Source organism: Gemmata sp. SH-PL17 (genome assembly GCF_001610855.1).
GTDB classification, from domain to species: domain Bacteria; phylum Planctomycetota; class Planctomycetia; order Gemmatales; family Gemmataceae; genus Gemmata; species Gemmata massiliana.
Genome location: NZ_CP011271.1, coordinates 3,463,136 through 3,476,364, shown reverse-complemented (window position 1 = coordinate 3,476,364; position 13,229 = coordinate 3,463,136). Strand labels below are relative to the sequence as shown.

Below are 13,229 nucleotides of genomic sequence, written 5' to 3'. Positions count from 1 at the left end.
GGCACAGGTCAGAGGCCCGAAAAGTCACTTCTTTATCTCGGCTCGCTTGGCCTCTTCGGGGCTGAGCAACCCGTCCTTGTCCAGATCGAGCTTCTCGAACAGCTCGGCCGTTCCCGTGAACTCGCGGCGCGACACGAAGCCGTCGCCGTTGCGGTCCATCGCCTTGAACCACGCCGGGCCGTCGCGCCGGGTCGATCCCAGCGGGTTGACCGGGTGCCCGCGGCTCACGGTCAAAATGAGCTGGCGCGGGAGCTTCCCCGCATCGAATCGGCCGTCCGAAGCGATGCACCCGGCCCCCTTCACGCGGTCCCATGCCCCTCGCAATTCGGGAACCGATAGTGAGCCGTCGTGGTCGACGTCGAGTAACTCGAACAGCCCCGCGCCGTGGTCGAGAACCGTGAGGAGCGCGTGCCCCGCCGTGATCTGGTCCTGCAAATCGAGCCACGCGACGAGTTCCGCCCGGCTCAATTTGCCGTCCCCGTCGCGGTCGGCCGCGGGCAGGAGTTGCCGTAACTCGGACTGGTTCCGCTTTGCGATCTCGCTCTCTTCAACGAACCCGTCGGCGTTGGCGTCCGCGTCGGTGAAGCGATCGAGGTACCGCTTGCGGGTGACCGCGACCAGTTCCGGCATCTTCCCCGGATCGGGGCGCACGTCGATTCGCAACTGGCCCGTCTCGAACGATGCGCCGGTCCGCTCCACCGCGGGCCGCCCCGTTTCCAGTTTGCCGAGCCGGATCGTGTGGCGAGCGGTCGGTTCCTCCTTGCGCCATGCGGCCAGTTCCGCAGGGGTGAGCTTCCTGCTACGTTTGGCGTCCAACGCGGCGAACACATCGACCGGCAGCCCCGCTTCTTTCGAGTCGAGCTTGCCGTCCTTGTCGCGGTCGCGTCGGCCCACCACGACGCTCGCCCAGTGCGTGTCTCCGAGGTCCGCCGGCAGAACGATGACCGGTAGCCCGTCGAGTTCCGGAACCGGCTTCTCGCTCGCAGTCGGCGGCGCCAGGAGAATCGCGCCGAGGGTGCCCGGGTACCCGATCTTCGGCACGAGTTCACCGGGACCGATTAGCTCGTCATCGTTGCGATCGAGCTTGCGCAGCGCATCAGCCGCTGCCTTCCACTCGGCCTCGCTGACGGTGCCGTTGTTGTCCGTGTCGAGCCCCTTGAGCAGCGCGGCCGTCAGAGCGGCCGTTGATTGAGGTCGCCCCACGCCGACGAGCGGGTGCCCGATCCCGCCGCGCTGAAAATAGCCGACGAGTTCGGCTTTTGACACCCGGTTGTCACCGTCGGTGTCGAGCTCCTTGAATACAGCCGGGCGTCCGGAGTACGGTGTGGACTGACCCCAGAGGAGTTGCCGGAGCGCGAACGGCGACGGGAGCTGCGCGGCCTCTTTCTCGTCGAGCGCGCCGTCGCCGTTGCGGTCGTAGTACGCGAAGAGCTTGTCGAACGTTTCGTTCCAGGTGGCGGATGCGGATCGTCCGTCCAACTCGATGCGCAACTCGATCCGGGTGAGCCGAGCCTCGCTCACGACGACGAGTTCCAGCGACTCCGAGCGCGCGGGCGATTTCGGCGCGGGGTCCGCACCCATCACAAAGGGCGCGAACCCGCACGCGACCACGAGAACGCACCCTGCAATCAGCGTAGTTCTCACAGCAGTCCCTCGATCGGCTTGGCGGACGGGTCGGCGAGCCGGATCGGGCGCCCGACGTTCGACATGTTCTGCTTGGTCGGATCGAGCCCGGTCGCCTTGCACACGGTCGCGATCAGGTCCGGAACTTTGACCTCGTTCCCCTCGACGGCCGTACCGTCCGCGCTCGTCTTACCGATCACCTGCCCACCCTTAATCCCACCCCCGGCCATCACCGCGGCCCATGACGCGGGCCAGTGGTCGCGTCCGTTCCCGCCGTTGATCTTCGGCGTGCGCCCGAACTCGCCCATGCACACGACGATCGTGCTGTCGAGTAACCCGCGGTCCTTCAGGTCGGCGATCAGCGTTCCGAACGCAGCGTCCAGAGTGCCCGACAGCCCCTTCACTTGCTCGAAGTTGTTGGTGTGCGTGTCCCACCCGTCGAGCGTGACCTCGACGCATGCCACCCCGCGCTCGACCAGGCGCCGGGCGAGCAAACAGCCCTGACCGAACAGGTTGCGGCCGTAAGTTTCGCGCGTCTTGTCCTTTTCTTCATCGAGCTTGAATGCGGCCGCGGCTTCCGGGCGCATGAGGCGCACCGCGCTCGCGGTGGACGCCTGGATGTTCTCAATGACCGCCCCTCCGCGCCCCTCGCCGTACTTCTCTTCCAGCCCTTCGAGGAGTTTCAGTCGGTCAGTTGCCGCAGCATCGGTCACGCCCGCGAGACGTTCGAGGTTCGGCACCTTCAGCCCGTCCGGACCGACCGCGCCCTCACCCACAACGAGCGGCGCGAACTTCGGCCCGAGGAACCCACCACCGATCTCGCCCGCGAACCGCCGCGGTGCGATGCTCACAAACCCGGGGAGGTCGTTTCCTTCGCGTGGGAGTTCGTGCGCTACGACAGATCCAAGGGCGGGAAACTGGATCGCGCCGACGGGGTTGTACCCGGTGCGCGCGAAGAACGTGGCCCGACCGTGGTCCCCCTCCTTACTCGTGACCGACCGCACGACCGCGAGTTCCTTGCCCAGTTTCGCGAGCTTCGGCAGGTGCTCGCTGATCTTCACCCCGGGGGCCGCTTCGATCTCCTTGAACGGCCCGCCGTTCTTGTGACCGGTCTTCAGATCCCACATATCGATGGTGGCCGGCCCGCCGTTCATCCACAGCACGATGACGGATTTCTTGCGCGCGGGGTTCGCCGCGGCGCGGGCCGCGAACGGCGCCAGCCACCCCGACATGGAGCCACCAACGACGCCCGCTGCACCCCGCAACCAGTCGCGGCGCGAGAGCGGGAGAGCGGAACTCGGACCGTGAAGCGAAGGCATAGCACTTCTCCAAAGTGAATGGGTATCGGATCGTTCGTCCGCCTGCTTCCGTCAATGGTTGGTGTTGAACTCGCCGCTGTTGAGGAGCGCCCAGAACACGTCCGCGAGCGCTTTCGACGCATTCTTGTGCGACCCGCCGCTCTCGACGTGCTTCACGAACCCCGCGAGTTCTCGCTCGGTCGGTTTGCGCCCCAAAGCGGCGAGGAACAGTGCTTCGACTTTGCCTCGGGTATCGAGGAACGGTGCGTCGGCGGTCGCAGCCAACGCGGGCGTCTTCGTAGGGTCCGTCAGGGCGCGAGTGGTCGAACCGTTCATCAGCGCGAGCGACTGAATGATCGACCGCTGGGCGGTCGCAGCGCGCTCGGTGTGGAACTGCGCGGCGAAGCTCTTGCGCTCGCGCAGCGCGTTCAGGGGATCGAGGTCGTCGCGCTCGACCGGTAACCCCGACGCGACCCGCAAGCTGTCATAGAGTTGCTCGCCCGTCAGCCCGCGAACCGGCATCCGCGCGAACAATTTCGCGTCAGAACTACTTGAGCGGCCCGCGGGAGCCACCGAGGAAAGCTGATACGCCTTCGTAAGCACAAGGGCCTTCGTGAGATACTTCAGATCATAATTGCTGTCGGCGAACGCCCGGCCGAGGTCGTCGAGCAGTTCCGGGTGACTGGGCGCGTTCTCGCCACCGAGGTCGTCGAGCGGCTCCACTAACCCGGTACCGAACAGGTCGGCCCACAAGCGGTTCACGGCGTTCTTCGCAAAGAAAGGGTTGTCCTTCTCGGTCACCCAATCGGCCAGCACCTTCGACCCGCTGGTCGGGCTGAGTTCGGCCGGCATCGTGCGGGGCGTGCCGGTCAGAACGGCCGCGGTCACGCTCCGCTTCGTGCCCGGAATCGCGAGTTCGAGCCGGACCGGTTTGCCGTCCGCGGCCGGGACCGGGGGCGTGAAGAACGCCGCCGTTTCCCAGAACTGCTCGCGGGTCCATTTGGCGAACGGGTGATCGTGGCACTGGGCACAATCGAGGTTCACGCCCAGAAACGCCCGGGCCGTGTTCGCCGCGAGATTTTCGGGCTTCGACTCGCTGGCCGTAAAGAACGTTTGCGCCGCCTGTCCGCCCTCGGGCCGGTACCCGCGCCGGGGGCGCTGGGCGGTCGGGGCGACGAGCAACTCGCGCACGATGGCGTCGTACCGGGCGTCCTCTGCGAGGCGCGCGGCGAGCCACTCCTCGAACCCGTCGGCGAGCCGGGCGAACTGCGGCGTGTCGGCTTGCGGAATCCAGATCCGGCGCCAGAACGTCGCCGCGTGCCGGGTGTACCCGCCCGACGCGACCAACTTGTCGATCAACTTCGCGCGCTTGTCGGTCGCTTTGTCTTCAATGAACGCCCGCGCTTCGGCCACGGTCGGGATGCGCCCGACCAGATCGAGGTACACGCGGCGCACGAACGTCGCGTCGTCGGCCGTATCCGCGGGCTTCGTGTTCGCACCGGCCCATCCCGTGGCCAAGTGCTTGTCGACGCGCGCGGCCAGCGCCGCCGGGTCGGGCGGCGCCGCACTCGTGATCCCCGGAGCGACCACGAGAATTAGAGCACCGAGCGGGAAACGTAATGCCATTTGGGGCCTCCAGGAATCCGCTTCGCTTCGCCGACCGCTTACGGGAGTTTGAAGTTGATCTCGTTGTCCTGTTCGCGCACGGTGGCGCGGAGCTTCGACTTCCCGGCCTGGGCGTATTCGCCCTTCAACCGGTCCGGCGCGACGGACTCCCCTTCGTCGGGGTCCGCGCCCTTCTCTTTCTTCACCCGCGGACCGGGCCAGTAGAGCGTCACAATGTGCTCGCCGGCCGGAACCCCGTCGCCGTCGCGGTACGTATGCATCACGAAGTTCCCGTCGTCGTCCGTGGTGGCGTGCGAGGGCGTGGCGCGATCGTTCGGATCGACCGGGTAGAAGGACACGGCGCCCTTCGCGACCGGCTTCCCGTCGAAAGTCACCCGGCCGTGAACCTTGTAAACAGGCTTCTCCTTCTTCCCGTCGGAACAGCCGGTGGACAGCACAACCGCAACGAGTACGCCGGCGGTAAGAAACGTTCGGACGTTCAAAGTGATCTCCGGTGGTATCAGAAGTCGTTGGTCGTGAGGAGTTCGCCCCCGCGGCGCGTGAGGCCCGCGTAGAAGACCCACACGTCGATGTCTTTTTTCAGGAACCGGACCGAGCCGTCGGCGAAAACAAAGTTGCACCCGTCTTCGTGGAAGCTGTACGCCGCGGCGCTGTTCGAGCAGTTCATCGCACACGGCCCGGGGAAGCTCTTGCCGTCCCACGAGTACCCGCGCGGCGCGTTCAACCCGTTGGCGGCCCAGGTGCCCGAGCCGTTCATCGCGTCGCCGATCGCGGTGAGCTTTCCGGCCTGCCACCGGTTCGGCTTGTCCGCGATCTCCAGAACACCGAGGAACGTCATCGAGAGCCCGTCGGTGATGTCGCTGTAGTTCGCGCGTGCGCCCGTGGTCGCGGCGCCGAGTCCGCCCAGCGGCGTACTGCGGTCGTGCTCCGGCGGGAAGATGTCCCGGATCGCCTCGGTGATGAGCGGGACCGCGGTGTAGTCGGTCGGCGCGGCCCTAAATGCGTTGTCGCCGATCTTCCCCTCCAGCACCCGGTCCGGTTTGGGTGCAGCGGGGCACTGCGCGAACGAAAGGGGCTTCGCCACGATCTTCGCGTTGGCCGGATCGTGCCAGGGTTTGCCGGAGGCAGCGAGCGCCTCACCGACCTTGCTCTCGTCCGTGTAGGGCAGCAGCGAAACGAGGATGGACGCCCCTTGTCCCTCGCGAATCGGCGGAAGGGCGCGGCCGTGATCGTCGCCGTACTTGAGCGACGCGAGCCCGATCTGCTTCAAGTTGTTCGCGCACTGTTCGCGTGCCGACGCCGCGCGAGCCTTACCGATGGCGGGGAGCACGAACCCCGCGCCGAGGGCACCGAGCGCGAGCACGACCAGAACTTCGGGGCGCGAGAGGCCCGATCTGCGGCGAAGGTTCATCGGCTGCTCCGGGTTCGAGCAAAAAAGGCGGGGGCGCAAGAGCGCCCGCGCCGTCACACGTTACGGAAGAACGCCCCACACCTCGCCCGCGGACGCGGTGGTGAGGGCGTAGAACACGAACTTGTCGATCGACTGGTTCACGAAGCGGACGCTGCCGTCGCCCATCGGGAAGTTGCACCCGTTGGTGTGGAAGCTGTACACCGCGGCGCTGTTCGAGCAGTTCATCACGCACGGCCCGGGGAACGCCGAACCGTCCGCGAGGTAGCTGCGGAGCGCGTTGCTGCTGTTCGTGGCCCACGAGCCGATCCCGTTCGTGTTGGCCGCGGGGGTGGAGAACAGCTTGCCCGCGCGCCACACGTTCGGCTTGTCGGCGATCTCGTAGATGCCCAGGAACGTGTTCGACAGCCCGTCCGGGCACATGTTGATCTTGCGCCCCTCGGTCCGCAGCAGGTTGTAGTGCCAGTTGCCGGCCGGGTTCCCCGAGGAGTCCAGCGGGTAGGTCGTGGCGTTGTAGGCGTTCAGTTCCTGAAGGATGACCGCGTTGACCGTGATCTGGCTGACCCACGTGTAATCGGTCGGTGCGGCCGAGAACGCCAGGCCCCCGGAGGTCGCGCCGGAAATCATCCGGCCCGAGTTCGGGGCGCTGGGGCACACGTAGGTCGAGATGCGCGTGGCAATGGCCTGTGCGTTGGCCGGGTCAGCGAAGCTCAGCGCGATGTTGTACTGTTTGTAAACGTTGTCTTGTTCGACGTAGGGGAGCAGGATGCGCCCCCAGGAATCGTTCACCCCACCCGCGTTGGGCGCGGGCAGGTTGTCGTTGTTCGCCGACGCATAGTTGTGGCAGGCGAGTCCGATCTGTTTGAGGTTGTTCGCGCACTTCATGCGTGCTGCGGCCTCGCGCACTTTCTGAACGGCGGGCAGAAGCAAGCCGATCAAGATCGCAATAATCGCGATCACAACGAGCAACTCAATGAGCGTAAACCCGCGGCGCTTTCGGTTCATAGTGGTTCCCAAGTCCTGGTGCCGAACACGATGTCGATAAAGCCGCGTTGCGGGACGAACGAATCGTCGTGGCTAAGCTGACTTGGGGCACGGCTTCACAGCGAAAACCATGCCGGAGCGGGCGAGAAACAGAAACCTCGGTTTCAAAGGCCATTTCACTCGCCCCCGGCCACGAAACCGTTCGCGGTGGGCGCTGAGTGACAGACGCTGACAACGGGGTGGCCAGCGCATCAGGCGCGGCCGGGCTACAGATCCGGTTTCCGGCCAACGAACCGCGACCGTGGTTCAACGCGCGGGAAGGCGTTGCACCACTCCCTTGCGGCGCGGCTCGTTATTGGGAGCGTTCAACGGTCACTTGGTCCGCACCGTCACCGCGTGCGGTTGCGACTCGATGTTTCCGGTCGCGTCCTCGGCACGCGCAGACACCTTCCCGTCCACGGCGGACGGTAGTTCGATCTCCCACTCGGCGAAGTTCGAGCGCACGGCCCGGGCCTCGCGGCCGTTCACCACGACCCGCTTGACGGTGAAGTTGTCGCTTGTCGTGCCGCGAACGCGAACGTTGCCGTTTTCGAGGCGGTTCGTGTGCGTGATGACGGTGGTCGGGGCCAGATCGTCGACGGGCGGGCTTTCGGGGTACGGCCGCGTTCCGCTCTCGGCGGTGCTCGCCGCGTGGCGCGGGAAGAACAGTGGGTTCTCGACTTCGGTGTAGGTGACCCGCTTGTGCTCGTGGCCGTCCAACACGCAGCGCCACATCCCGTACAGGCAGTCGTAGAACTCGGCTCCCTCAATCAGAACACGCGGGCAGCCCGTGTGGAACCCCCAGTGAGCGTCCCACACCTTCAGGTTCCGGATCACGAGCGGGTGCTTCGCGTCCGGTCCCACGCCGCCCACGTCCGAATCGGGTTTGCCGAATTCCGTCGTCGCGAACCCGCCCAAGTTGAACGCGAACAGCCGGTGCGTGTGCGATTCGTTCCCGTCGAACCGGACAAAGGGCAGCGTCCGCACGTCCACGCTCCGGCGCGCGCCGTCTGCCCCCGGAACGTTCAGCACCGGGTCGAACTTCGCCGTTTTCACTACCTCGAACCGGAACCCGTCCTCGTCGCACTCGGCGGCCACGTTCCGCGTGAACGTGTTGAGGCTGTTCGACCACCAGAACCCGGACCCGAGGTTCTTGTCGAACGGGAGCACCTGATCCGGCAGCGGCTTCCCGCGGCACGCCAGCACCGCGAGGTTGCGGTCGAACACGTTGAACGCTTCGGTTCCGTCTTCGAGGAAGAACCCGTGCCCGATCGAGTCGTACCCGACGCAATCGCGGACCACGAGGTGCCGGGTGCCGTGGACCGTGACGAACCGGTTCTTGCTCCCCCACACGCTCACGCCGATCACCGAGCTGCCGCGCATGGTGTCGCCGCACAGGTGGTAGTGAATCGGGTACTTGCCCAGCACGTTCTCTTTACCCAGATGCCGGAACTCGGCGTAGCTGATCCCTCCAGCGCTGTTCCGGTGGTACATCGTGTGCCCGCGGATTCCGTCCGGATTGGCGCTCTCGACGACCACGTTCCGGGACAGGTTCGCGACCTCGGCGCGGAAGCTGCCACTCGCCCGGTGCTCGTACTTCAGCGGGGCGTCGAGCGTGACGATTTGCCACTGCGTTTCGGCATCCAACCCGCTCCCGCCCCACGAGGCCATCTTCGTGATGACCCGCTCCTCGCTCGACTGCTTGCCGCGAATCGAATCGTCGGTCGGGAGTTTGCGGGTGCCCAGGTACCCGACCTGGCGCGACGTACCGACGACAACGATCCGGTCCCCGACCTTCCACCCCGGGAGCGGGTACGGCAGGACGATCCGCGCTTCGCCGGACCGGGCCATCTGCGCGAGTTTTACCCACGTGCGCTCCATCGGCGCGCCGTGCAGATCCATGCGCCCGCCGCAGCAGACGATCGCGGGGCACGTTTCCTTGTCCAAGCCCTCGACGTGGTGTAACCGGATCGTCGCGGTGAACTTGGACGGGATCGGGGCCGCCAGCGTGCCGACCTCCAGCGCCGGGCGCGTGGTCCCCGGCTCCACAGGCTTGGCGTGAGCGTCGCAGTCGAACCCGTTCTCGCTCGCATCATCACCGGGCTGAATCTTGATGAGCCCGACGTTCAATGCAGTGTCTCGGTCGCGTGCGAACGTTAGCGTGCCGGCCACGTGGATCGACCGGATCACCGCATCGGCCTTCACGTCGAACGTGACCGTGTGCCCGGTGCGGATTTGCACCCGCGCCCCAGCCCCGGGAACCTTCCCGCCCTCCCACGTCTTCCCATCCGACCACGCGCCCGACGCGGCCGAACGAACGAGTGCATCCGGCGCGTTCAGCACGCGAACCGACATCGTGGGCAGAACGTGATCCGATGCTCCCCGGCCGGGAACCAAACACAGCGCAGGAACAAGCGCGAAAAGAGCGAACCGGACGGACATAGTTGAGCACTCCGGTGGGGCAAATGCGTGAAGCAATCCGTTCGGGCGCCGGTACACCGACGAGCCCTAAACGGTGGTTGACCGCAACCAAATCGAACGCGCAGCGTGCGAAGTGCCCCGCGAGAGGCAACAATCGTTCCCAATCCTGGTTCGCGAGCGCGTTTAATTAGGCAACTTGAAATGTGATCCACACCGCGGGAGCAGCAGAACCACATCGAACCGGAGTTGCATTGCGGGACGAGAACCGTCCGGAGCTGAGCACACTCAGGGAGCAGCGGGAAAAGCGCTCACAGCAAACAGAGGCCAATTTCCCGGCGAGGCACACTTGGGTTAGGTCATTGTCGGAACCGATCCCGACTCGTCGAGAGGTGATTCTGCACAAATAACGACCGCGGCCGGTCACGCCGTGACCAACCCTACGAGGTGGCTGGGCACGGTGCGACCAGTCGATGCGCATTAGCATCAACAAACGGTAAGCCCGGGTCCGTGCTCACGGTGATTCCAGCGCGAACCGTACCCCGCGGCTCGCGGCGGGAAGCACCACCGACCCGTGGTCCTCCTCCGCGAACTCCCGGAACGCGACCGTCAGCCCCTTAACGGCCGACTTTTCGAGCCGCGCGGCGAGTTCCTTTGCATTGTCCACCATGCGCCGGTCCCGGAGCATCTCGGCGCGCTCCTTCGACACCTTCACCCCCGCTTGCTGCTCCCACCCGCCGACCGAAACGAGCACCCGCGCGTTCACGGCCTTCCCCGCGAACTTCTCCGCGAACGCCTTTTCTTCGGTGAGTACCGATCGATCGTTCCACCAGATCGAGGGGCTGGACGCGACGTAGGTTTGAAACGCGTCCGGTTTGGAGAACAGCACGTGCAGCGCAAACAACCCACCGAACGAGTGTCCGAACAGCGTTTGGCGCTTGCGGTCGATCGTATACTTGTGCTCGATCAGCGGCTTAAGTTCGCCTTCAATAAATGCGAGGAATTCATTGCTACCACCGGTTTTGCCGATCGGCGCGCCTTTGGGGAGCGTTTTCAGCCACTCCGCCGATGTGGGTGGGGTGAGGTCGAACGACCGGCGCTCGTTGTGAACCTTCGTCTCGTCGGTCGGGTACCCGATCCCGACCACCACCGCGGACAGGTCGTTCATCGACAGGCGCCGGGCCGCGGAATGAACCGTCGGGAAGTTCCCGTTGCCGTCCGACAAGTAAATGACCGGGTACCCCGCGTCCGGGGCTTTACCGGTGGGGGCGGCGACGAAGATACGGTATTCGAGGCCATTTTTCGACTTCACATCAAACTGCTCGGTGCGCGGAATGACGACGGGGGTCGGGTCCGCGGCGAATATTGTAACCGCCATCGAAGCGAGAACGATCAGGGCGATACCAGACAACCGCATGGTGTGTTGACTCCGGTTGCGAACGGGGAACGCGCCTGAGCCGCTGTCACGAACAGGCGCGCGGTGAGTTGTTTGAAAGCGACTTGCGTACTTACCGCTTTGCAGCGAGCGGCGCCTTCTTCCCGACCGCGTCGCGGAACTTCGCGAACTGGTCGGCGACTGTTTCGTTCTTCATCACCGTGAGTTTGCGATTGTGTTCCGCAAACAGCTCCTCCACGGCTTTGCGTGTCTCGTCGGGGAGTTCAAGTTCATCAACCAAGTCCGCGTGGCGCACGAGCGCGTCCGCGAACCCACCGCCTACATAGATACCTTCCGACAGAAGCTGCCCGAACGCACTCGTGCGGATGAACCCGTCGATCTCCGCGGGCGAGAGGATGCCGTCGCGGTTGCGGTCCCCGCGAACCGCGAAGTCGACCAGTCGTTCGGGCAGTTTCGCGACCGCGACCGATCCCTTCCCGGCCGGATCGTAGGCGACGAACCGTCGCGTGAATTGAGCCATGTCGATCGCTTCCGGCGCCGCGCACCCGAACCCGCCCGCCAACCGATCGAGCGCGGTGGCCAGTTCGGTCAACTCGTCCGGGGAGAACTGGCCGTCGTTGTTCTTGTCGAATTGCGCGACTTGGCGCTCGACTACGGGGCGCGGATCGGGGTCGCGTGCGGTCCGGGTGCGAACCGCAGCAACCTGCTGATCGATCACGAGCCCTTGATACCGTGCCACCGCGTCCGCGCCCGTGAGTTTCTCCATCTTGCCGAGCGTATCGAGATCCAGAGCGAGAACCCGGCGCGCGAGGTCCGTGCGGCCCGCGTTGAGGACTTTTCGTGCGGCTTCGGCCCGATCGGTCGTTAACTCGAACCCGCCCAGAAATCGGTCCGTGCGCACGAGTCGGCGCAGCCCGTCGCCGTCACCGAGTTCGGTGAGTCGCTTCATCGCTCCAAACGCGCGGGATTCGTTCTCGTCGACCGTACCATCACCGTCGAAGTCGCCGAGCAATGTGTCGCCCTTCGCTCCCGGGCGCGGCCCCTTTGGTGCCGGCCCACCGCCCCCACGCGGTCCGCGTTCGAGTGAAAGCGACCCTACGCGAGTCTTCACCAACACCGCGAGGAGCGGTTCGAGTTCGCCCTTATCGAGCGTCCCGTCACCGTTCTTGTCCAGTCCCTTGAGCCACGGGAGCGCTTCGCCGGCCTCCAGGCCCACGCCGCGAGCGAGTCGGTCTGCGACCGATTCTCGTTTCTTCGGCTCCGCGCTCTTGGCAACCGCGGGCAGCGGTAATTTCGCGCTCGGTTTTGCGTCGCCGGCCCACGGGTCGGAGAATTTCGGATCGGTCAGGAAGGTTTCGTCCGTGAGTGTTTTGAGGAACGCGACGAGCGCCGATTGGTCCTTCGCGCTGAACCCGAACCGGCCGACGGCGCCCGCGTTCGGGTGGCGCATCACGCCAGTGCTGTAGAACGCGATCACCGCTTCCAGTGTGTCGAACCGGCCGTCGTGCATGTACGGCCCGGTGACCGCGACGTTCCGCAGCGACGAGGCCCGGAACTGCCCGACCTCTGTCGGATTGAGGGTCACGTCCCCGCGCCCGCCGTCGAGCACGTTCGCGTCCGGGTCCAGCCCGTTGTTGAGTGAGCGGAACATATCGAAGAACGCGACGTGCTTCCCCTCCCCGATGTGGTGGCACAAATTGCAGTGCTGGAGGAACACCGCCTTACCGCGATTCTCTTCCTCGGTGAAGTTCGGGAACTCGTCCTTCACCGACGCCACCTTCGACGCGCTGCGGTCGTACTTCGAGTCACACGACACCATAGACCGAATGAACTGCGCGAGCGCCTTACGCACGCGCTCGTCGGTCACTTCCGTGGTACCGAACGCGGCCTTGAAGAGTGCCCCGTAGCGGGCATCGACCGCGAGCGCCTTGAGCAACGCGGGGCCGTCGCGCCCGGCCATCTCGATCCGGCTCCGCACGGGCAGCCCGACGGCCTCTTCGAGCGTCTCGGCGCGCTCGTCCCAGAACAACCCGGCGCGCGCGAATCGCAGGTTCACGAGGCTCATCGCGTTGCGGTCGCCCCTACGCCCTTCGTGCCCGACACTGACCTTACGCGGCTCAGCAAACGCATTTTGTTGAATGTGGCACGTGCCGCAGGATACGGTGTCGCTCGCGGAGAGGCGCGTGTCATAGAACAGGGCACGCCCCAGCGCGGCCCCGGCGTCGGTGGTCGGGTTATCGGCCGGGGTCGTATCGAGTGCCTTGACCCAGCGCTCCTCGAAGTTCGCGGGGAGCTTCGGGTCGGCGTACTTGTAGGGAGTTTCGGGCAGAGCGAGTTTGCGCGCCTCCGGTGGCGCGGCGATCAGTTCCGACGGGGCCACGAGAGAAAGAACCGCCACGAGAGGCACGACACACCAGCGCATCACGATCGCTCCGCT

9 protein-coding genes are annotated in these 13,229 nt (G+C 65.6%); all 9 read right to left on the bottom strand.

The annotated features are described in order from the left end of the window. Positions 1-24 precede the first annotated feature (24 nt). Complete coding sequence (locus tag VT84_RS14550) at positions 25-1,644, bottom strand: EF-hand domain-containing protein (RefSeq protein WP_157469504.1); 1,620 nt, start codon at positions 1,642-1,644, stop codon at positions 25-27. Further along, positions 1,641-2,942, bottom strand: a complete 1,302-nt coding sequence (locus tag VT84_RS14545; RefSeq protein WP_052557842.1) for a DUF1501 domain-containing protein — start codon at positions 2,940-2,942, stop codon at positions 1,641-1,643. Before VT84_RS14545 ends, VT84_RS14550 begins: the two co-directional genes overlap by 4 nt. A gap of 51 nt (positions 2,943-2,993) precedes the next feature. Continuing rightward, positions 2,994-4,547: a DUF1549 and DUF1553 domain-containing protein gene (locus VT84_RS14540; protein WP_052557843.1), complete on the bottom strand. Its 1,554-nt coding sequence runs from the start codon at positions 4,545-4,547 to the stop codon at positions 2,994-2,996. 38 nt (positions 4,548-4,585) lie between these two features. After that, the gene (locus VT84_RS14535) at positions 4,586-5,029 is read right to left on the bottom strand and encodes a carboxypeptidase-like regulatory domain-containing protein (RefSeq protein WP_052557844.1); all 444 of its coding nucleotides are present in this window, start codon (positions 5,027-5,029) and stop codon (positions 4,586-4,588) included. A 17-nt stretch (positions 5,030-5,046) separates the two neighbouring features. After that, positions 5,047-5,958 carry a DUF1559 domain-containing protein gene (locus tag VT84_RS14530; protein ID WP_052557846.1) on the bottom strand — a complete coding sequence of 304 codons (912 nt, stop codon included), beginning with the start codon at positions 5,956-5,958 and terminating at the stop codon, positions 5,047-5,049. Positions 5,959-6,018: 60 nt separating this feature from the next. After that, positions 6,019-6,960 (bottom strand): DUF1559 domain-containing protein, encoded by a 942-nt coding sequence (locus tag VT84_RS14525; protein ID WP_082843297.1) that lies wholly within the window; start codon positions 6,958-6,960, stop codon positions 6,019-6,021. Between the two features lie 351 nt (positions 6,961-7,311). Further along, complete coding sequence (locus tag VT84_RS14520; protein ID WP_082840055.1) at positions 7,312-9,420, bottom strand: G8 domain-containing protein; 2,109 nt, start codon at positions 9,418-9,420, stop codon at positions 7,312-7,314. Positions 9,421-9,910: 490 nt separating this feature from the next. Beyond that, on the bottom strand, positions 9,911-10,813 hold the full coding sequence (locus VT84_RS14515; protein ID WP_052557853.1) for an alpha/beta hydrolase: 903 nt from the start codon (positions 10,811-10,813) through the stop codon (positions 9,911-9,913). Between the two features lie 91 nt (positions 10,814-10,904). Next, entirely contained in the window at positions 10,905-13,214 is a 2,310-nt protein-coding gene (locus tag VT84_RS14510) for a cytochrome c peroxidase (RefSeq protein WP_052557855.1), read from the bottom strand. Positions 13,215-13,229: the final 15 nt, after the last annotated feature.